The organism is Labrenzia sp. ATLA3, assembly GCF_057180185.1.
The window spans coordinates 526,070-546,821 of record NZ_JBXUKV010000002.1; the positions used below are offsets into that span (position 1 = coordinate 526,070).

17 protein-coding genes, 1 tRNA gene and 1 riboswitch are annotated in these 20,752 nt (G+C 59.3%); of the genes, 6 read left to right on the top strand and 12 right to left on the bottom strand.

All coding sequences use genetic code 11. The features are described from left to right. Window positions 1-69: 69 nt before the first annotated feature. On the bottom strand, window positions 70-471 hold the full coding sequence (locus AC2A6O_RS06900; protein ID WP_148582907.1) for a YHS domain-containing (seleno)protein: 402 nt from the start codon (window positions 469-471) through the stop codon (window positions 70-72). 207 nt (window positions 472-678) lie between these two features. Between AC2A6O_RS06900 and AC2A6O_RS06905 the strand changes: the two genes are divergently transcribed. The 3 genes from AC2A6O_RS06905 (at window position 679) to AC2A6O_RS06915 (ending at window position 3,694) form a co-directional block, all read left to right on the top strand. Next, window positions 679-1,284: a DUF1134 domain-containing protein gene (locus AC2A6O_RS06905; RefSeq protein WP_148582908.1), complete on the top strand. Its 606-nt coding sequence runs from the start codon at window positions 679-681 to the stop codon at window positions 1,282-1,284. A 141-nt stretch (window positions 1,285-1,425) separates the two neighbouring features. Next, a complete protein-coding gene (locus tag AC2A6O_RS06910; RefSeq protein WP_498926257.1) occupies window positions 1,426-2,766 on the top strand; it encodes a hypothetical protein in 1,341 nt (446 codons plus the stop codon). A 145-nt stretch (window positions 2,767-2,911) separates the two neighbouring features. After that, window positions 2,912-3,694: a DeoR/GlpR family DNA-binding transcription regulator gene (locus AC2A6O_RS06915; protein ID WP_498926258.1), complete on the top strand. Its 783-nt coding sequence runs from the start codon at window positions 2,912-2,914 to the stop codon at window positions 3,692-3,694. A gap of 91 nt (window positions 3,695-3,785) precedes the next feature. On the opposite strand, the gene AC2A6O_RS06920 is transcribed toward AC2A6O_RS06915, so the two are convergent. Both AC2A6O_RS06920 and AC2A6O_RS06925 read right to left on the bottom strand, forming a co-directional pair. Then, a tRNA-Glu gene (locus AC2A6O_RS06920) sits at window positions 3,786-3,861 on the bottom strand. Between the two features lie 135 nt (window positions 3,862-3,996). Further along, window positions 3,997-4,353, bottom strand: coding sequence for a hypothetical protein (locus tag AC2A6O_RS06925; protein WP_148582910.1), 357 nt, complete (start codon window positions 4,351-4,353; stop codon window positions 3,997-3,999). On the opposite strand from AC2A6O_RS06925, the gene AC2A6O_RS06930 reads away from it, so the two are divergent. Both AC2A6O_RS06930 and rpoH read left to right on the top strand, forming a co-directional pair. Then, window positions 4,352-5,377, top strand: coding sequence for an RluA family pseudouridine synthase (locus tag AC2A6O_RS06930; RefSeq protein ID WP_498926259.1), 1,026 nt, complete (start codon window positions 4,352-4,354; stop codon window positions 5,375-5,377). The two genes, AC2A6O_RS06925 and AC2A6O_RS06930, sit on opposite strands and share 2 nt — an antisense overlap. A gap of 177 nt (window positions 5,378-5,554) precedes the next feature. Continuing rightward, window positions 5,555-6,439: an RNA polymerase sigma factor RpoH gene (gene rpoH / locus AC2A6O_RS06935; protein WP_148582912.1), complete on the top strand. Its 885-nt coding sequence runs from the start codon at window positions 5,555-5,557 to the stop codon at window positions 6,437-6,439. A gap of 73 nt (window positions 6,440-6,512) precedes the next feature. Here the strand turns inward: rpoH and AC2A6O_RS06940 are convergent, their stop codons facing one another. From AC2A6O_RS06940 to AC2A6O_RS06960, 5 genes are all read right to left on the bottom strand, one after another. Further along, window positions 6,513-7,454, bottom strand: a complete 942-nt coding sequence (locus AC2A6O_RS06940; RefSeq protein WP_148582913.1) for an ABC transporter substrate-binding protein — start codon at window positions 7,452-7,454, stop codon at window positions 6,513-6,515. A gap of 22 nt (window positions 7,455-7,476) precedes the next feature. Continuing rightward, window positions 7,477-8,232 (bottom strand): ABC transporter permease, encoded by a 756-nt coding sequence (locus AC2A6O_RS06945; protein ID WP_148582914.1) that lies wholly within the window; start codon window positions 8,230-8,232, stop codon window positions 7,477-7,479. Window positions 8,233-8,379: 147 nt separating this feature from the next. Next, a riboswitch (TPP riboswitch) is annotated at window positions 8,380-8,486 on the bottom strand. A 290-nt stretch (window positions 8,487-8,776) separates the two neighbouring features. Continuing rightward, window positions 8,777-10,516, bottom strand: coding sequence for a hypothetical protein (locus AC2A6O_RS06950; RefSeq protein WP_498926260.1), 1,740 nt, complete (start codon window positions 10,514-10,516; stop codon window positions 8,777-8,779). A gap of 266 nt (window positions 10,517-10,782) precedes the next feature. Beyond that, window positions 10,783-12,075 carry an adenylosuccinate synthase gene (locus tag AC2A6O_RS06955; RefSeq protein WP_498926261.1) on the bottom strand — a complete coding sequence of 431 codons (1,293 nt, stop codon included), beginning with the start codon at window positions 12,073-12,075 and terminating at the stop codon, window positions 10,783-10,785. A 263-nt stretch (window positions 12,076-12,338) separates the two neighbouring features. Further along, a complete protein-coding gene (locus AC2A6O_RS06960) occupies window positions 12,339-13,607 on the bottom strand; it encodes an MFS transporter (RefSeq protein ID WP_498926262.1) in 1,269 nt (422 codons plus the stop codon). A gap of 320 nt (window positions 13,608-13,927) precedes the next feature. Between AC2A6O_RS06960 and AC2A6O_RS06965 the strand changes: the two genes are divergently transcribed. After that, the gene (locus AC2A6O_RS06965) at window positions 13,928-14,824 is read left to right on the top strand and encodes a DMT family transporter (RefSeq protein ID WP_498926263.1); all 897 of its coding nucleotides are present in this window, start codon (window positions 13,928-13,930) and stop codon (window positions 14,822-14,824) included. A gap of 154 nt (window positions 14,825-14,978) precedes the next feature. Here AC2A6O_RS06965 and serA read toward each other — a convergent pair whose 3' ends face one another. The 4 genes from serA to glmM form a co-directional block, all read right to left on the bottom strand. Further along, on the bottom strand, window positions 14,979-16,565 hold the full coding sequence (serA, locus tag AC2A6O_RS06970; RefSeq protein WP_498926264.1) for a phosphoglycerate dehydrogenase: 1,587 nt from the start codon (window positions 16,563-16,565) through the stop codon (window positions 14,979-14,981). 79 nt (window positions 16,566-16,644) lie between these two features. After that, window positions 16,645-17,823: a phosphoserine transaminase gene (locus tag AC2A6O_RS06975; RefSeq protein ID WP_498926265.1), complete on the bottom strand. Its 1,179-nt coding sequence runs from the start codon at window positions 17,821-17,823 to the stop codon at window positions 16,645-16,647. 162 nt (window positions 17,824-17,985) lie between these two features. After that, window positions 17,986-18,807, bottom strand: coding sequence for an outer membrane protein (locus AC2A6O_RS06980; protein WP_148582921.1), 822 nt, complete (start codon window positions 18,805-18,807; stop codon window positions 17,986-17,988). Between the two features lie 434 nt (window positions 18,808-19,241). After that, the gene (glmM, locus tag AC2A6O_RS06985; RefSeq protein ID WP_148582922.1) at window positions 19,242-20,585 is read right to left on the bottom strand and encodes a phosphoglucosamine mutase; all 1,344 of its coding nucleotides are present in this window, start codon (window positions 20,583-20,585) and stop codon (window positions 19,242-19,244) included. Window positions 20,586-20,752: the final 167 nt, after the last annotated feature.

A 20,752-nucleotide genomic window follows, 5' to 3' on the forward strand; every position in this document is an offset into this window, starting at 1 on the left:
ATCCAGATGAAAATTTGCCCCGAAATCCGCCTTTTCCGGCCCCTGCATGCGGTTTGACCGAGCCCCTGTCTACCGCAGGGGTACACAACCGACCCGTTCGGCATTGTCCTGCGCTGCCGTCATCAACTGGCTGCCGTTGACGACGAACAGGAACCGGTTGACCACCGAATGGAAAAACACCAGGCGGCGGTCGACAATGGCATAGATGAACGGATTGCCAGCTGTTGCAAAGCCTTCGGACAGCGCGTGCGCGCCACAGCCGGCAAACAGCGGCGCATAGGCGTCAGGATCGCGCTTGAAAGCGGCAAGATTGCCTTGATTGACGAAGATCCATTCGGTGCCGCCCCATTTGAGCGTGTGCTCCCGCTTGCCCTTGCGCGGATACCCGTCGACGAAATAACTCACAGGGTCATGGCCGCCCAGGGCGTATCCGGTGATCGGATCTGGAACAAAAACCTGGGGACGTGCCAAGGCTTTCCCCGCAAATTGACAGAAGAGCAGGATCAATACAGCGCAAAGACATAACCTTGTCTTTTTTTGAGGCCAGCTTTCCATCGATTCGGCTTATGTAGGGTGCACCATCTCATGCGAATCAGCATGATATCGCATCAGTTTAACATTGCGGCCTGACCGGACGGCAACAATCGGCGCGGCCAAGAAACTTTGGGAGAATATCGAATGGCACAAAGTTCCCAGCGAGTTGTATCCCTGATATCGGCTGCGTTCCTGGCCTTGTGCGCATTTGCGTTTTCCAACCCGGCGCTCTCCCAGACATCCGGCAACGAGCCCATTCCATCAAGCCAGACCTACCAGCAGGACGAAATCCTTCAGGCAGGTCACCAGTTCTTCGGCTCCGTTTCCGGTGGCCTGGCGTCTGTGGTCGAGAAAGCCTTTTCCAGTTACGGCGAGCCGAACGGATATGTGCTGGGGGAAGAAGGCTCTGGCGCACTCATCGCCGGTGCGCGCTATGGCGAAGGCAGCCTCTACACGCGCAACGCCGGCAACCACAAACTGTTCTGGCAAGGCCCATCCGTCGGCTGGGACTTCGGCGCCGACGGTGCCCGGGTCATGATGCTTGTCTATAACCTGCCCACCGTGAACTCCATCTACACCCGCTTTGCCGGTGTCAACGGATCCGCCTACCTGGTCGGCGGCGTCGGCATGACGGTGCTCTTGAACAATGAAATCGTGCTTGTGCCCGTTCGTGCAGGTGTTGGTGCCCGTCTCGGGCTGAACATGGGCTATCTGAAGTTCACCCAGAAGCCGACATGGAACCCGTTCTGAGCAGACAGTAAAACGCGGCCACCGCAGCCTGGCGACAAAACCGGGTTGGATTCGTACTCCGTAGAAGACTTGGCGGCGGTGCTCCTGTCGTTTATTGATGGAGATGTGGGCGTTTTTTGAAGACGTAACCGGGAGCCGGACTTGATTGAAGCAGCGATGTATGTGGCGCTGGGGTTTTGCACCGCCGGCCTGATCGGACTGGCAATCCTGCCCGCATTTTATCGCCGGGCCGCCCGGCTGACCGAAGAAGCCCTGCGCGCCGTCAATCCGACCAGCTATGCCGAAGTCCGCGCCGCCCAGGATCAGGAGCGGGCGCGCCATGCCGTTGAACTGCGGCGGGTCGAAAAACGGCTCGACATCGAGCGCGAGAAGGCAGCCAAATTTCAGCTCGAAACCTCGCGGACGCGGGCCGAAATCGAAGCGCTGAAAAAATCCCATCAGGACACGATCTCCGGACTGGAAGCCAAGATCGCCGCCGAGGCGAGCGACCAGCACGCCGTCGACATGCTGTCGGCTGAAGTGACCAACCTGAAAAAGAAACTGTCGGAAGCGGAACGGGCTCTTGCGGAAAGCTGGACCAGGTCTGCGGAAGACGAACCGGCCCCCAAGCCCGCCGACACAGAAGAAGACGACAGCGGCTGGCTGCCCGCTTCCGGCACCATGGCACTTGCCACCATTACCGGGCTGGAGGCGGAAGTTGCCACGCTCAAAGCCAAACTGGCCCGGTATGAGCCCACGGTCGCGGGCCAGATGGACGCGGTGCGCAGCGAAACCGCCAAGACCAGACTTGCCGAACTGGAAGCCCAGCTGGTCGATACGGAATCCAATTATGTTGCGGCCCAGGCGGAAGTCACGCGTCTGTCCCTGATGCTGGATGCCGCCAGTTTCCCTGAGAGCGAGCGCGAGAAACATCTTGATGCCAAGCTGGAGAAGCTTTCCGGCGACGCTGCACGCTATCAGGCGGACGCGGCCGAAAAGGACCGCGCCCTTCAGCGGATCACCGCTCAGATGGCGAAGCTGCAAAAGGACCTTGCCTCGGTTCCCGCCCTTGTGGACCTGCGCCGCGATTTCCGCGCGCTTGCAGAAAAGCTGACCGGTGAGGAAGCACCGGATCTCAAGTCTTCCGGAACAAAGGCACCGGCAGCGCCCCTCGCCCCGAACAGCGCATCGGATGCTCCGGGGTCCAGCGACACTGCATCGTCAGACAAGGTTCAGTCAGAGGGGTCTTCCGGCGAAGCTCCTGCTTCGGAAGATGCAAGGGATGAAGAAAAGGCCTCAGCGAAAGACCAGGCTCAGGGTCAAACTCAATCCAAATCCGCGCATATCGCCAACGCAGCAGAAGCTCTGGTGAGCAGGGTTGTCGCCTCCAACCGGGCCAAGTCCAAACCGGCAGCTGAAAAAGCACCGGCTGGCACCGGCTCCGCGCAAAACAGCGAGCGGAAAACGAAAGCCACGAAACAAAAAAAGAAAGATGTGGCTTGATCTGACAAGGCCGCTCCGGTCATCTAGTCCCATGGACAGTCATCTGACAAACCACCAAAGCTGATCTGCTGTCCCCTCACCTGCGTTTGCAGCTTGCCGAGGCAGGGTGGGCCAGCGGTCGTGCACTAAATCGAGTCTGCGGTACATGTTGATCGAACGCCACAACGCCATTCTGGAACTCGCCCGGCAAATGGGCCGCGTCAGCGTCGACGATCTCGCCAGACGCTTCGACGTCAGTCCGCAGACCATCCGCAAGGACCTGAACGAGCTGTGCGACCGGCGCCTGCTGGCACGCACACATGGCGGGGCCCTGCTGTCATCCGGCATCGAGAACGTCGGCTATGAGGCCCGCAGGATCATCTCCAGCCGGGAAAAGGCGGACATAGGCGAAGAGGTGGCCTCTCTCATTCCCGACAATGCGTCGATCTTCATCAATATCGGCACCACCACCGAAGCCGTTGCGCAGGCGCTGTTGCAGCATCGCGGTCTGATGGTGATCACCAACAACATCAACGTTGCCAGCCTGATGCGCGGCTATTCGCAGATCGAGGTGGTGATCGCTGGTGGTGTGCTGCGCCACTCCGATGGCGGCATCGTTGGCGAGGCAGCTGTGGACTTCATGCGCCAGTTCAAGGTGGATTTCGCGATTATCGGTGCCTCCGCGATCGATCCGGACGGCTCCCTGCTTGATTACGACTATCGGGAAGTGAAAGTCACCAAGACCATCATGGACAATGCACGGCATGTCATTCTGGCTGCCGACAGCACCAAGTTCGAGCGCACCGCCCCGGTTCGCGTGGGGCATTTGCGCCAGGTCAGCACATTCGTGACGGATTATTGCCCCTCACCGAACTTCGCAAAAATTGCGCAGGAGGCCGAGGTCAAACTGATCGAGACAGGACAGCAGGAAGACACCGCCGTCGGCTGATCAGCCGCCAAAGCGCGCAAAACCGGTGCACAAACGGGTGGAGAACCCTGTGCGCAAGGTGTGCATATGCTGTGTGTGCCTTGGGGAAAAATGGCACGCCCAACGGGACTCGAACCCGTGTTTCCGCCGTGAAAGGGCGGCGTCCTAGACCGCTAGACGATGGGCGCGCGGGGCTTGAAAAGCTCATTGCCTCAAGCCGAGGACCGTGCGTATACGGCTGCATGACAAAAGACGCAAGCCCTAATTTTCATTTTTATGTCACATGCCTGTTCATAACCCGGCCGCTCAGGCTCGACGCGACGTCAGCGCGCAACAAAATCCGTACGGCCCAACTGTTTTCCCGTGACAGGATCGAAGCGTAACAGGGCGGTCTTGCTGCCTTCGCGCACCAGAACCATCAGCAATCCGTCCGAGATGTTTGCCTGCAGGATCTCCGCGTCAGCGCCAACCGCCACCGTCGCGGCATATTGATCGGCGGAAACATCGGTCTTATTGGTGTTGATCTTGTAGAGAATTGCTGCAAAGACAGCGATAAAGCCGGCGATCATGACGAGGGACGAGCCCAGCAGCAGACGCTTCAGCTTGGCCTGGATGCGTTCGGCCGCAGGATCAAGCGGCTTTTCACCCGGCCCCTCATCCCGATAATCAGGTTGTGACATGACAGACAATTCCCTCGAGTATCCGGCCGGTCTGGACCAGGATTTCAGTTTAACAGTTGATGCAGCCGATGCCGGGAAACGGCTGGATGCGGTGCTGGCGGCTCATCTGGAAGCCCTTAGCCGCAACAGGATCCAGTCCCTGATCAAGTCCGGGGACGTCACCGTCGGCGGCGCGAAAATAGTGGAGCCGAAATTCCGGGTCAATGAAGGCGATGCGCTGATCCTCACTTTGCCGCAGGCCGAGGACCCCGAACCCAAGGGCGAGGACATCCCGGTCGCGGTTGTGTATGAGGACGAACATCTCATCGTTGTCGACAAACCGGCCGGTCTTGTCGTTCATCCGGGTGCAGGCAACTGGACCGGAACGCTCGTCAATGCGCTGATCCACCATTGCGGTGACAGCCTGTCGGGCATTGGCGGCGTCAAGCGTCCCGGCATCGTCCACCGGATCGACAAGGACACATCCGGTTTGCTGGTCGTCGCCAAAACCGACCAGGCGCACAAAGGTCTTGCCGCCCAGTTCGCCGACCACGGCCGCACCGGTCCGCTTGAACGCGCCTATGCGGCTCTGGTCTGGGGCGCGCCCTCCGGCCTCAAAGGCACGATCAACGCCAATCTGGCACGATCACAGGCGAACCGGCAGAAGATTGCAGTCGTCAAGACTTCCGGCCGCCACGCCATCACACACTGGCAGGTGAAGGAAAGGTTCGGCAATGCCGAGCAGCCCGCCCTCGCCTCGCTAATGGAATGCCGCCTTGAAACCGGGCGCACGCACCAGATCCGCGTACACATGGCACACATCGGCCATCCGCTGATCGGTGACGATGACTACGGGTCGGGTTTCAAGACCAAGGCCAACCGTCTGGAAGATCCGCTCAAAAGCCTCGTGAACGGTTTTCACCGGCAGGCGCTGCATGCAGGCCTGCTGGCTTTCGAGCACCCGGCAAATGGCAAAACCTTGCGTTTTGAGAGCCCTTACCCGGCGGATTTCGCAAATCTGTTGTCAGGATTACAAAAATTTTAGGATTCGTTTTCGTTTTCTGACCATGCATTCGCCGAATTTGAACCTATATTAGTCTATCTTGTGTGCCTGTATGGACACGATTGTGCGTCCGCCTTCCCTTCGAAATGGCTTGCTTGCGTATCACTGCGGGGCAGCGGGAGGAAGGAGACGCAAACTTGACGAAAGGGGGTGCATGATATGGCCCAAAACGTTCCGACGCTTACAGCAGGGGAAGGCGGCCTCAGCCGGTATCTCGACGAGATCCGCAAGTTTCCGATGCTTCAGCCGCAGGAAGAGTACATGCTCGCCAAGCGCTACAAAGAGCATGAGGATCCTGAAGCAGCCGAACGCCTGGTCAATTCCCATCTACGCCTCGTCGCCAAGATTGCCATGGGTTACCGCGGCTACGGCCTGCCGATCGGAGAAGTCGTTTCCGAAGGCAACGTCGGCCTGATGCAAGCGGTCAAGCGCTTTGAACCGGACAAGGGTTTCCGGCTCGCGACCTATGCCATGTGGTGGATCAAGGCAGCTATCCAGGAGTACATCCTGCGCTCATGGTCCCTCGTGAAAATGGGGACCACGGCCAACCAGAAACGCCTGTTCTTCAACCTGCGTCGCCTCAAGGGCAAGATCCAGGCATTGGACGAAGGCGATCTGAAGCCGCATCAGGTTTCGGAAATTGCCACGAAACTCGGAGTGTCCGAGGAGGAAGTGGTGTCCATGAACCGCCGCCTGGGCGGCGATGCCAGCCTGAACGCGCCTGTGCGTGCGGAAGCGGACGCAGGTGAATGGCAGGACTGGCTCGTTGATGAAAGCGAAAGCCAGGAAACCTTGCTCGCGAACCAGGAAGAGCTGGACATGCGGCGCAAGATGCTGACTGACGCGATGGACGTGCTCAACGAGCGCGAACGACGCATCTTCGAAGCACGCCGTCTCTCGGAAGATCCGATGACGCTGGAAGACCTGTCCGGCGAATTTGGTGTCAGCCGTGAACGTGTCCGCCAGATCGAGGTTCGCGCCTTCGAAAAGGTTCAAAAGGCCGTGCGCAACAGCGCCCGCACCATGGACCAGCCGGCCGCCTGAGCCAGGCGATACTTCAGAAACGAAAAAGCGCCAGAGCGATGCTCCGGCGCTTTTATTTTGCCCGGGCCAGGTATTACCGGATCTCGGCCGTATAGCTCTCCACCGGCACGACCTTGCTGATCAGGCCGGCTTCAGCCATGAACTCCGCAAAACGCTGATAGCGGCCCGCGTCGAGTGCAGCCGGGCGCTTGGCAAAGCGTGGCAGCGTGTCGAACCAGGCCCGTCTGTTCAGCTCGTCATTGAGGTTCGGATACGCCTCTATGAAGGCATTCCAGGCTTCTTCCGGGTGATTGGTCAGATAGATGGTTGCCGCTTCCACAGCCGCCAGGAACTTTTGGAAGCGCGGATCGTCCGTCTTGTCCTTGTTGACCACATAGATCAGCTCGTCAAAGATCGGCACATCGTTTTCTTCCGGAAAGAAGGCCTTGCCCGGTTTGCCTTCGATCTCGAGCTGGGTCAGCTCGAAATTGCGGTAGCCGCCAATCACAGCGTCCACCTGTCCGGCAAGCAGCGATCCCGACAATGCGAAATTGACGTTGACCAGCTCCACATCATCGATGGTCAATCCTGCCGATTGCAGCATCTGTCCCAGCATCGCATCCTCAAATCCGGACACGGAAAAACCGATGCTCTTGCCCTTCAGGTCCTTAAGCTCCTGAATGGGGCCGTCTTTCAGCACGATGAGCGAATTGAGCGGCGTTTCCACCAGCGTGCCGATCCACTTCAGTGGCAGTTCCTCTTCAATCTGCGCATGAAGCGTCGGCTGATAGGACACCGCAATATCGCCCTGCCCGGCAGCCACCAGCTTTGGCGGCATGGCCGGATCCGCAGGTTCGATGATCTCAACGTCCAGACCTTCCGCCTCGAAGAAGCCCTTCGTCTGCGCCGTGACCAGCGGCGCGTGGTCCGGATTTACGAACCAGTCGAGCAGCAAGGTCAGTTTCTCGCCGGCCTGCGCCGGTCCCGACGCCAGCAACCCGGCGGCAAGAACAAGAGACAGGAAGTGTTTTTTCATGAGGTCCTCCGTTGAGCGGCAGCTAGCTGAGCGTCTGCCAGGGAACAAGAATTCGGGTGAGATGGTTCACGGCAAAGCGCATGATCAGCACCATGGCCGCGAGAAGGATGAGCGCGGCGAACATCACGTCCGCCTGCATCCGGTTGCTGCTTTGAAGCATGATGAAGGCGAGGCCTCCCTTCGCCCCTGCCCACTCGCCGATGATCGCCCCCATGGGCGCAAACACGGCGGCAACCCGCAAGCCGGAGGCGAACGCCGGCAAGCCTGACGGCAGGCGGAAGAACCAGAGTTCCTTCAAACGAGACAGACGATAGAGCCGGGCAAGATCGTGCAACCCCGGGTCCAGCCGCTGCAGGCCGTCGAAAAAGGTCGATGTGACGGTGAAAAAGATGACCAGGATGATGACGACGATCTTGGATGCCAGCCCGAACCCGAGCCAGAGCACCAGGATCGGAGCGATCGCGAAGACAGGCAGGGCCTGAGTGACCAGAATGGGCGGCATGGCCAGTCTGGCGGCAACCGGAAACAGCCACAACAGAATGGAAAGCAGCGCCCCGGCCGCAGCCCCCAGCACGAAGCCGAGCACGGTCTCGTAGGCGGTGATGCCTGCATGTTGCAGCAGAAAGCCGGCATGTTTGACGAAGGCGGCAAAGACCCGGTCCGGACCGGGCAGAATGTAATGCTGCGTATCGAAGATATGGACGATGGCCGCCCAGATCGCCACGGTCACAAGCAGGCCGAACAAGGACCTGGCAACAGCCTTCAGGAAAACAATCATCCGATAGGCCCCGTTGCAATGCGCAAACAGGAACGCTTATGAGCCGATACCGGCAGTCGGATAAGCAGCCAGGGCTGCGGTCGCAGACACTTACGCATAGGATCTCCCGTCTTCGGACAAGCCGAAAATGACAATGGAGATCCGGGAATAGGCTAAGGATTCCGTCCCTTCGCCGGCATGACCCGGATCAGGTTCTAAGGGTTCGGCGTTGCGCCATCTCAGTTCCGGAAACCGGAACACCCCTCGGACCAAGTCGGAACATGCCCTGTGCGGCGAAAAAAGGCAAGTCGCCGTGAAGAGGTTTTAACCCGTTGCCAAAGACGGACGCCGCCCACCCGGAGCACCTGCACTCGGGCACGTGAGCAAGAACCCAGGTCGGTAACCTGCAAAAAACGATAAGCCTACGGAGAAGATGAGATTTCTGGTCCTCGCCCGGCTCGCAATTCATTGAGCCAGGATGGCGATGGAATGAGCGTCCATGCGCAGCATCGCAGAAGCCGCAGCAAAGCGGCTTCTTCAGATGTTCAAGGCAGGCGAAGAGTGCTTACCCGGCCTGCCAGGCCGTGATCGCTTTTTCGACAGCGTCCGCACCGACAGTCCCTTTTTCAAGGGTCAGGATACCGCGCTTGCCGTTTTCATAAAGCATCGGAATGTCGATCCAGCCGCGTTCACGCAGCAAAGCGAGATTGCGTTGCTGCTCGTTCGGCAGGCTGGACAGGGCAATCCAGAAAAAGCCCGGAGACACCTTCACCGAAGCACCAATCAGCGCGTCGCCGCGGGCTTCTTCCGTAGGCTTCATGACGAGACCCGGAACGTTGACGACATCACCCGCAGCGAAGTTTTCCGGAAACTCGTACCTGATCTCGACGAGATGGCTGGCCGGCAGGGAGTTATCGTCATTCGGCTTGATACGAATGTCGACTTTCACATCGCGCTCGGGAATTTCGACGGACGCACTCAGAACCGCCAGGGCTTCACCGTCGAGGTTGGTTTCTTCCTCGACACTCCACACAACAGCACCTTGCGCCGCAGTGCCCGCGCCACCGGATTCTTCACCTTCTTCATAAAGGATCGAGCGCTGGACTGAAGAATCAGCCGCCGAGGCAGAGGGAGCAGGCGCGTTGTCATCGGGCGAAATCGCCGACAGATTGTCTGCCGGGACGGCAACCGGATTTTCGGGTGCCGCAGGCGTCTGATCGCTATCGGTGCTCGTGACGATGGATGGTTGAGCGGGCTCGGGGGTGGCCGGCGTGTCGGCCTGAGAGGTATCGGACTGTCCGGTGATGGTCGTCGTGGTCACCGTACGGGCATCAGGCGCGACCACATCCGCCTCGCCTTCGTTCAACAGACGGTCGGTGTTCTTCGACGGCTCGTCGCCTTCGCCGGCAGTTGCCGAGACCGGCGGCTCCACATTCGAGACCGGTTGGCTGTCCGAAGCCGTTTGGGAAGACGATGTGGCAGGTACAGTGCCATTGTCTGCGCTTTGATCGCCTGCGGGTATCAGGAAATAAGCCCCGCCCAGAAGGACCAACACCAGCAGAACGGCAGCAATCACAATCGGAACGGTCCGGCTGCCGGATGCATCGCCGCGCAGCGCATCGGACGCCTTCGGCTTGGACCGCTTGTTGCGGTCTTTCTTCGGCGCCCGCTCTTGCTTGGGCTTGCCGGTCTCATCAGCTTGGTACGGCTGATCGACGGAAACGGATGCCGCTGCATCGTTTGTCGGTTCGAACAGGCCATCATCCGCCGGTTCCGCCTGCGCCGGTCCACCGAACGAAGGTTCCTGGCGCACGGGCGCCGCGCTCGGGTCGGAAGCTTCCTTTGCGCTGTGAACGGCCTGGCTGGCCGCCGTGCCAAGGGCTTCAGCCTGAGAAAGGGTTTCCTTCAGGGGCGAAGGCGCCGGTGTTTCCACCGTAGGCGCAGCAGTTTCTTCCGGCTCCTGCGGGGCCGGCACTTCCGGTGCAGCCTCTGCGGCTGGCTCAACCTGCGGCGGTGTCACCGGCGGAGCGGCGACCTCCGGCTCGGGAGCAGGCGTTTCAACCTTGGGAACGGTTGGATTGAGACCCAGGCTTTCGCGTGCAGCCTCGGCCTCCACCTTGCGGATGGATTCTTCCAGACGCAGCTGCTCAGCCGTGATTTCAGACGGCGCCAAAGGCGGTTCATAGGCTTTGAGCTGATTGACGATGGCATTGCGCGCACGGCTGTAAACGCTTCTGCGTGCAGCGCCATTGTTTTCAGGTAAAGACGCGATCGTTTTCTTCAGAATTGAATAGTAATCAGCCATCTTCCTGCCTACCGGCCGACTGCAAGGATCTGTTCTGCGGGCCCGAGATTTCGTTTCTTTCTCAGGCTTATAGCAAGTTTTTTGAAAACAGGTGCTATTTCTTCAATATGTTCGCCGCGACAGAGAACCTTGCAGTACCCTTTTTCCTAACACAATTTTGTCTATTCGACACACACATGGAACGCCGAAAACGAAGGGCGGTTGCATGCAGTGATTCGCAGCACGCAACCTAAGTCCTTAATAATGTGCTTTTAGTGTCGCATATCTCAATCCTGGAACGGATTCTGCACAAGAATTGTGTCGTCCCGTTCCGGACTTGTCGATAGAAGAGCGACCGGAGCACCGATCAGTTCTTCGACATGTCGCACATATTTGATTGCCTGCGCCGGCAGATCGGCCCAGGTCCGTGCCCCTTCGGTCGATTCCTTCCAGCCCGGCAGGCTTTCGTAGATCGGCTTCACCCGCTCCTGGGCACCTTGCGACGCCGGCAGATAGTCGATCCGCTCGCCATCCAGTTCGTAACCGATACAGATCTTGATTTCATCAAGGCCGTCAAGAACGTCCAGCTTGGTCAGGGCGATGCCGTTGATGCCGGACGTACAGACGGTCTGGCGCACCAGAACCGCATCGAACCAGCCACAACGGCGGCGACGGCCGGTCACGGTTCCGAATTCGTGCCCGCGCGTACCCAGGAATTCGCCAACCTCGTCTTGAAGCTCCGTCGGGAACGGACCTTCACCAACACGGGTGGTGTAAGCCTTGGTGATGCCGAGCACATAGTTGATCGCCCCCGGGCCGAGGCCGCAGCCCGTCGCGGCCTGGCCGGCAACGGTGTTGGAAGACGTCACGAACGGATAGGTGCCATGGTCGATGTCCAGAAGCGCCCCCTGGGCACCTTCAAACAGGATCCGCTTTCCCTGGCGGCGCAGGTCATCCAGCAGGTACCAGACCTTGTCCATGTAAGGCAGCACCTTGTCGGCCACGCTGGACAGTTCGTCATAGATCGCCTGTGCGGAAATTTCGTCCTGACCCAGACCACGGCGCAGCGCATTGTGGTGCGTCAGCAAACGGTCGATCTTGGCCGGCAGGGTCGCGAGGTTCTTCAGATCCATCAGACGGATAGCGCGGCGACCAACCTTGTCTTCATATGCCGGACCGATGCCGCGCTTGGTGGTGCCGATGCGCGTCCCAGTGTTGGAATTCTCGCGCAACGCATCAAGTTCGCGGTGCAGCGACAGAATCAGCGTCACGTTTTCGGCAACGCGCAGAGATTCGGGCGTTACGACGACACCCTGACCGCCCAGGCGTTCGACTTCCTCTGCAAGGGCATGCGGGTCCAGCACGACACCATTGCCGATCACCGAGAGCTTGCCTTCACGTGCAACCCCGGACGGCAGGAGAGACAGCTTGTAGCTGACACCGTCGATGACAAGGGTATGCCCGGCATTGTGCCCGCCCTGGAACCTCACGATGACATCGGCTTGTTCCGACAACCAGTCGACAATCTTGCCTTTGCCTTCGTCACCCCATTGCGAACCGACAACAACCACATTCGCCATCTAGATTTTGCTCTCCTGAAGCAGCTTCCGCATTCTCCGAAACGTATCCGGGATGCCAACACGACAAGCCCCGGCAATCGGACCGGGGCAAACGGCGCGGACTATAGACACGTTTCCCAGCTCATGCGAGTCTCCGCGCCGAGATTGGGAAGGCAAAAGCAAGTTTTTTTGCCAACTCTCCCGGACGTCCCGGTCACCCTTGTGACAATTGACCGCTCACACCGCGCCTTAGACCGCATTTGCGGCAATGTCGCGACAGCGATTTATTTTGCCGGCGGCTCGCCTGCTTCCCGTTTGTCGTGACGGGCAAGCCTGAAGATCATCGGCGATGTGCGCAGCAGCCAGACGAAGCGATGGCGCTTGTTTGCCGGGACGGCATCCCGGCTCATGATGCGCGCGAAGACGAACACCACCAGCGAAAGGTGCAATGTCGCGGTGTAGAGGAAGAAGGCCGAGGGGCCAAATTGCTCCATCACCAGCGACGCGATGAACGGTCCGGCCATCGCCCCCACTCCATAGGCCAGCGTAAGCCCGGCCACCACATCGATAAACTGATCCGGTTCGGCGTTGTCGTTGGCATGGGCCGCACAAAGTGAATAGAGCGGCAAGGCAAATCCACCGAACAGAAAGACACCGGCGAAAAGCTCCAGGCGGGTCGATGACCCGGAAATGAAAAGGCAGGCCAGTCCGGCGCCGACCGTGAAGACACCCAGCACGATACGCCGGTCCATCCGGTCGGACAGCCAGCCGGCGGGATACTGGAAGATAGCCCCGGCAAAGACCCAGATCGCGACGAACGCGGCGACCGTTTCCAGTCCCAGTCCAACGCTGTCCGCATAGACCGGGCCAACCATGCGGAACGCACCGTTGGTAAGGCCGATGGTGAACACGGCAACAAGCGCGACCGGCGACACCCGCCACAGCATGAGCGGATCGAAAAAGCGTGCTGGCGGTGCTGCGGGATTTTGCTCGCGGGTCAGGGAAATCGGCACCAGCGCAAAGCAGAACAGGATGGCCAGGATGATCAGAATCTCCGGCCCCAGCGGCCCGAAGGCCGGCAGCATGAACTGGCTTCCCATGACGGCGATCATGTCGACGATCCGGTATACGGAAAGAATCCGCCCTCGGGAGGCATTGGTCGCAATGGAGTTGAGCCAGCTTTCCAGAACCATGGTGGTACCGCAAAACGCCGCCCCGCTCACCAGACGCACCACCATCCAGAGCCAGCCGACGGGCGTGAAGGCAATCGCCAAAATGGCAATGGCGCTGATGGCTGCCAATGTGGAGAATACGCGAATATGCCCTGCCCGGGCGATCAGAAACGGTGTCAGCAGAACGCCGACAATCATGCCGGCAAAATAACACGAGCCGAGCAGCCCGATCAGTGTGTCCGACATGCCCTCTGATTTGGCGCGAACCGAGATCATGGTGACGGAAAGCCCGTTCGCGCCCAAAAGACAGGCGGCGGCAACCAGCAAAGGTGTCAAACGTCCGGCAAGCGATCTCGTGCCTGCCGCAGCAACTTGGGTCATGAATGAGAAACTCTTGCGAGCAGCCGGACCTAAACTCGGCGTTATCACTGTTGCTTGCGCGAATGAGCCGCGCAAGTCCGGGTCCGACGCTTTTACAGACAAAACGGACAGCCCCGGCCTGAATTGCATATGGAACAACGGGAGACGCGCCCTGAAACACAGGATCGGCCTTCGCTCAAGCGACCGCAACACTGCTCAAGGCCCGCATCAATGAGGCTCGCCACTTAAAGAAAGGCAGCAATACATGCGCTCGCGTTTCGGGTGTTCTTCACACCGAGGCAGTGATACCTGAAAGACATCGTTCAAACGGAGGTTGCAAATTGCCACTTCGAAACTGGATCATGCTGACCGTGCTTGGTGCCATCTGGGGCGGCTCCTTTTTGTTCGCAAAGGTGGCTGTCGCGGAAATCCCGCCCTTTGTTCTTGTCTTCCTGCGCGTTTCCATCGCCTGTGCCGTCTTGCTGGTCATCCTCTGGCATCGTGGCATGTTGAGCCGGCTGGAGAAAAAATACGCCTTGCCGTTTCTCGTCATGGGTCTTTTGAACAACGCCGTCCCCTTCTCGCTTCTGTTTCTCGGTCAGACTGCAATCGGCGCGGGTCTTGCATCGATTCTGAATGCGACCACACCCGTCTTCACGGTTGTCGTCGCAAGCCTGCTGACCAAGCAGGAAACGCTTCAGGGCAACAGGATTGCCGGCGTCGTGCTGGGTGTGGCCGGGGTTGCCATCATGCTGTGGAGCAGCCTGTCGGGCCTTGCCAGCGATCCCTTGTGGGCTCAGCTCTGTTGCCTGGGTGCCGCCATTTCCTACGCCTGCGCAGCAACCTTCGCCCGCCGCTTCAAATCGCTGCCACCGCACGTGTCGGCAACGGGCCAGTTGATCGGCTCCAGCACGCTCATGCTGCCAGTCGCGCTTCTGACCGCGGGCAGTTGGTCCATTGCCGACCCCAGCCCAACGGCCTGGTTCAACGTGCTTGCGCTCGGTGTTCTGGCAACCGCCCTCGCCTACCTGATCTACTTCCAGATCCTCGCTGAAGCCGGCGCGACAAATGCGTCGCTCGTCACGCTGCTCGTGCCGGCAAGCGCGCTGTTCTTCGGCTGGCTGATCCTGGGCGAAAAACTGGGAGCGTTGCAGCTCGGCGGATTTGCCGTGCTGCTGGTAGGCCTCGTTGTCCTGGATGGACGCATCCTGAAACGGCGCCGCGCGCCAGCTGTTTGACCAATGAGAAAAAAGGAGCCTTCTGCAAAAGGCAGAAGGCTCAAGCGCCAGGAACTTGGGCTGCACCTGACGAATATCCGGGAGGGGCGATTAGGGGCACGCCCCGTAGGACCGGACAGCGGATTGGCGGGCGCTTGGGCAAACGCCCGCCGTTTCAGAAATTCAACGCCTTGACCTGCTTGACGTGAGAAACGGCCTCCAGCCGCGCCAGGACGTCGGGCGACACGTCGCCATCCACCTCCACGAGGCAGATCGCATCGTCACCAGGGGCCAGACGGCCGAGATGGAAAGTCGCGATGTTGACGCCGCTGTTGCCAAGTTCCATGCCGAGCTGCCCGATAAAGCCGGGCTTGTCCTCGTTGGTGATGTAAAGCATCTGCGGCCCAAGTTCGGCCTCCATGTTGATGCCCTTCACCTGGATGATCCGTGGCTTGCCATCGGCAAACACCGTGCCTGCGACTGATCGCTCCTGACGCTGGGTAATCACCGTCAGGCGCATGTAGGTCTCATAGGCACCGTCTTTCTCGCGGCGGATTTCCTCGATCTTCATGCCGCGTTCCTTGGCCAGAATAGGCGCGGAGACCATGTTGACCGTCTGCAGAAGCGGTGTAAGCAAACCGGTCAGCGCGGCTGCCGTCAGCGCCTGCACGTTCATTTCAGCGACGTTACCGGCATATTCCAGACGGACACCCTCAATGCCGGATTCCGTCAGTTGTCCCGCGAAGGACCCGAGCTGTTCCGCCAGCCGCACAAAAGGCACCAGCTTGGGGGCTTCCTCGGCCGTGATGGACGGCATGTTGAGCGCGTTGCGCACAGCCCCCTGAAGCAGGTAGTCGCACATCTGTTCGGCCACTTGCAGCGCAACGTTTTCCTGGGCTTCCTTGGTGGATGCGCCCAAATGTGGAGTGGAAACGAAGTTGGGCGCGCCGAACAGCACGTTTTCCTTCGCCGGTTCCTCGACAAAGACGTCAAACGCCGCCCCGCCAAGTTTGCCCTCGTCCAGAGCCGCGCGCACTGCCGCTTCATCGGCCAGCCCGCCCCGGGCACAGTTGATCAGATAGGCGCCCTTGCGCATTTTCTCGATGGCCTTGGCATCGATGATGTTACGCGTCTTGTCGGTCAGCGGCGTATGCAGGGTGATGAAATCCGACCGGGACAGCAAACCGTCCAGCTCGACCTTTTCGACGCCGAGCGCCACGGCCTTTTCCGGCGTCAGGAAGGGATCGAATGCGATCACCTTCATTTTCAGTCCGATGGCCCGGTCGGCCACGATCGAGCCGATGTTGCCGCAACCGATCAGACCGAGGGTCTTGCCGGTGAGTTCGCGGCCCATGAAGCGGGATTTCTCCCACTTGCCGGCCTGTGTGGACGCATCGGCCGCCGGGATCTGACGTGCGACGGCCATCATCATCGAGATGGCGTGTTCGGCGGTGGTGATCGCATTGCCGAAAGGCGTGTTCATGACAATGATGCCGCGCGCGGTCGCCTTGGGAATATCGACGTTGTCGACACCGATCCCAGCCCGGCCGATCACCTTCAGATTTTCAGCGGCACCAATGATCTTTTCCGTGACCTTGGTGGCCGAACGGATCGCCAGACCATCGTATTTGCCGATGATCTCCAGCAGTTTTTCCTTGTCCTTGCCGACCTCCGGCAGAAAGTCGACATCGACGCCGCGATCCTTGAAGATCTGCACGGCAGCATCCGACAGCTTGTCGGAAATCAATACCTTGGGAGCCATTGAAGCCTCTCCTTGAATACGAGAAACGATCCGGGCAGCGCACCGCCCGGGACTGTTGTCGTTGAAGGATTGAACAGGCTCAGGCGGCCTGAGGAAGCTTCGCTTTTTCCGACTGGAACACCCAGTCAAGCCAATGGGTCAAGGCCTCAAGATCGCTCGTCTCCACGGTCGCCCCCGCCCAGATCCGGAGACCGGACGGTGCGTCGCGGTAAGCGCCGATGTCATAGGCGATGCCTTCGGCATCAAGCATGCCTGCGAGCGCCTTGGCAAAGGCGGCCTGCTGGTCGGCGGTGAGCGCCAGAATGCCAGGATCGGTCACTTTGAGGCAGACAGACGTGTTCGACCGCGTTGCCGGATCAACGGCCAGGAAGTCGACCCAGGAGGTCTTTTCCACCCAATCGGCAAGTACCTTGAGATTGGCATCGGCCCGCGCGCGCAAACCGGCAAGCCCGCCGAGGCCGTCAGCCCATTTCAATGCGTCGATATAATCTTCGACGCAAAGCATGGACGGCGTGTTGATGGTTTCACCCTTGAAGATGCCCTCGATCAGCTTGCCGCCCTTGGTCATGCGGAAGATCTTCGGCATCGGCCAGGCTGGCGTATAGCTTTCCAGACGCTCGACGGCACGCGGGCTGAGGATAAGCACGCCGTGGGCGGCTTCTCCGCCCAGCACTTTCTGCCAGGAGAAGGTGACGACATCGAGCTTGTCGAAAGCAAGATCCTGCGCAAAGGCTGCGGAGGTCGCGTCGCAGATGGTCAGGCCTTCACGATCAGCCGGGATCCAGTCGCCGTTGGGAACACGCACGCCGGAGGTGGTGCCGTTCCAGGTGAAGACGACGTCCTTGCTAAAATCGACGGAGGCAAGATCCGGCAGTTCGCCGTAAGGCGCTTCCTGAACCCGGGCATCATCAAGCTTGAGCTGTTTGATCACGTCGGTGACCCAGCCGGAGCCGAAGCTTTCCCAGGCGAGCATTTCGACGCCGCGGGCGCCGAGCAGCGACCAGAGCGCCATCTCGACCGCGCCTGTATCGGATGCGGGAACGATGCCGATCCGGTACCCGTCCGGGACGTTCAGCACCTTGCGCGTCAGCTCGATGGCTTCGGCAAGTTTGGCCTTGCCGGGCTTGGCGCGGTGAGACCGCCCGAGCGGCGCACCGCCCAAGGCCTCCAGCGACCAGCCGGGACGCTTGGCACAGGGACCAGAAGAAAAATTGGGATTGGCCGGACGCACGTCCGGCTTGGCGGTAAGGTCTGTCATATCTGTCTACCCTCGCAGATAGTTGCCTCTCGTTGGGGAGAGGTGGCCCACCTATGGGGATAGGACCTTCCCGGCCTCCGGTCAATTCAAATCGCACGCACCTCGGCAAAACAAGAAAAGGCCGGTCGATTGACCGGCCTTTCGAAATCGCTGATCGGAAGATCAGAAGTTGCTGGTGATCGGACCTTGCGGCTCGTAGTAAACCGGGCCGGCTGGGGCTGAGACCGTGTTGAAAGAGTAGCGAGCACCCAGACGGAATTCGTGGGCGGTGAGATCTTCCCATTTTTCTCGAGTTCCACCAGTGCCTACACCATCAAGTCGAACACTCTTTGCTTCGCCGAGGTTCTTGTACCGGTATCCGGCATCCAAGCTCCAGTTTGGAGTGAAGGCGTACTCAGCACCGGCCATCAAAGCCCACGCAAAGTTCCATTGACCGTTGTCCCCATCGTAAGTCGGGCTCGAGCCATCAGGATTAAACGACTTCTTGTTACTGGTGTTCACGTAAGCTGCACCAATACCAGCACCAACGTAAGGCGTAATCCTGTTCCAGGTGCCGATGTCAACGTAAGCGTTGAGCATCAGCGTCCAGACATCAATGTCTGCTTGCTCCTTTGAGAATTGGCCAGATGTAGAACATCCGACGCAATCTGCGTAACCAGTTGCAGTGGCCCGTGTCTCATAATCAAGTGTCAGGTCGGTGCGGAAGTAGTCGTTAAACTGGTAGCCGACGCCAACACCGAACATCCAGGCGTTGTCCATACTTGTGCGTTCATATCGCAGATCCCCAATGCTGGGGTCATTAAAGCTACCAGTCGGATCGCTGTATAATTTGTACCCGATATCACCACGCAGGTACCAACCACCAACGGCCGGAACCTCCGGGATGTGCTCGATGACCGGGGTTGGCAAATCCGCGGCATAGGCTGCAGTGGAAAGCGCAACAGCAAATCCGGTCAAAGACAAACGCTTAAAGAAATTGTTCATGTCCTCGTCCTTTTTCAGTGAGCGTCCGCTTTAACCAATGCCGGACACACCAAACTTGAAAGCATATTGACGGGGATTGATTAATTGTGACTTAACTCTGTTCTTTAACCGCGTTTTTTTACCTTAAGGAAACCTTAACAGCCGCAGAAACCTTCATGGATCAGGAACAGGAACGGAAATTCATCCGACAGGCTGGAGACATAGCTCTCAAAGCGTCCCGTCCCGACCTTGACTGGACAAAGCCGAAACCGGCTTCAGGAAGCACTCTAGCGCGGTATTTTCCTGACCTTGTTAGGACTTCTCGAAAAAATACTATCCTGACAGCCGGTAAAGTGACTTCGTTTTGGCGCATCCGGAGTGACCGGCGGGAAGGATAGCAATAAAAAAGCCGCCTCAATCGGGCGGCCTTTTTTCGTCACGTGTTGTCCTGTCGATCAAGCAGCGGTGGTCGCCACCACGCCTGCGATATCGTTGACCACCTGCTTGACCAGCTCCGCATCGTCGCCTTCCGCCATCACGCGGATCAACGGTTCCGTGCCCGATGCTCGAATCACGAGGCGGCCGGAATTGCCGAGGCGAGCTTCGCCATCCTCGATAGCGGATTTGACAAGGTCCTGCTCCAGCGGCTGGCCGCCCTTGTAACGCACGTTCTTGAGAATTTGCGGCACCGGCTCGAACCGGTGACAGACTTCCGAAACGGGCTTGTCCTGATCCTTGACGCAGGCGAGCACCTGAAGAGCTGCAACGAGGCCATCCCCGGTCGTCGCGAAGTCGGACAACACAATGTGTCCGGACTGCTCCCCACCGACGTTGTAGCCGTTGGCACGCATGTGCTCGACAACGTAACGGTCGCCGACCTTCGTGCGGGCAAGACCGAGCCCGAGACTTTGAAGATACCGTTCCAACCCGAGGTTGGACATCACTGTCGCGACGATCCCGGGTGCGGACAGGCGGTTGCTCGCCTGCCACGACTGCGCCACCAGGGCCATGAGCTGATCGCCATCAACCACCGCGCCGGTTTCATCAACGATGATGACCCGGTCGGCATCGCCATCGAGCGCAATGCCGATGTCGGCGCGGACCTCATGCACCTTGCGCGACAGGGCGTCGGTCGACGTCGAGCCACATTCCTTGTTGATGTTGAAGCCATCCGGCGAGACACCCATGGTGATCACGTCCGCCCCGAGCTCCCACAACGCCTCGGGGGCAACCTTGTAGGCAGCACCGTTGGCACAATCGATGACGACGCGCAGGCCTTCCAGGCTCATTTCTCGTGGCAGCGTCCGCTTGGCAGTTTCAATATAGCGCTGCTGCGCACCGTCGATCCGCTTGGCCCTGCCAAGCTCGCTTGCGCCCGGCAGGCGGGAGGTCAGATCGCTTTCCATCAGCTCTTCGATGGTTTTTTCAATCGCATCGCTGAGCTTGAACCCGTCAGGACCGAAGAACTTGATGCCGTTGTCCTGAAAAGGATTGTGGGACGCAGAGATCATCACGCCGAGATCGCTTCGCAGCGAGCGCGTCAGCATGGCGACCGCGGGTGTCGGCATCGGCCCCAGCAGGAACACATCCATGCCGACCGAGGTAAAACCGGCGACGAGGGCGTATTCGAGCATGTAGCCGGACAGCCTTGTATCCTTGCCAATCACCACCCGATGGCGGTGTCCGCCGTTCTTGAAAGCCAACCCGGCGGCCATCCCGACTTTCAATGCCATTTCGGCGGTCATGGGATAGCTGTTCGCCTGACCGCGGATACCGTCGGTGCCGAAAAACTTGCGCATCTAATGTGCCTTGCTGGTCTGTCTGTCTTGGTTGCGCCCTTTGTAACGCAATAAGGCGCACGCACGATTCAAAATATGTGAGCAATTGTTACCATTAACCGACGGCCAAGGAACCTTGTAAAGCCCAAAACGAAGATGCCCGGCAAGTGGCCGGGCATCTGACATCT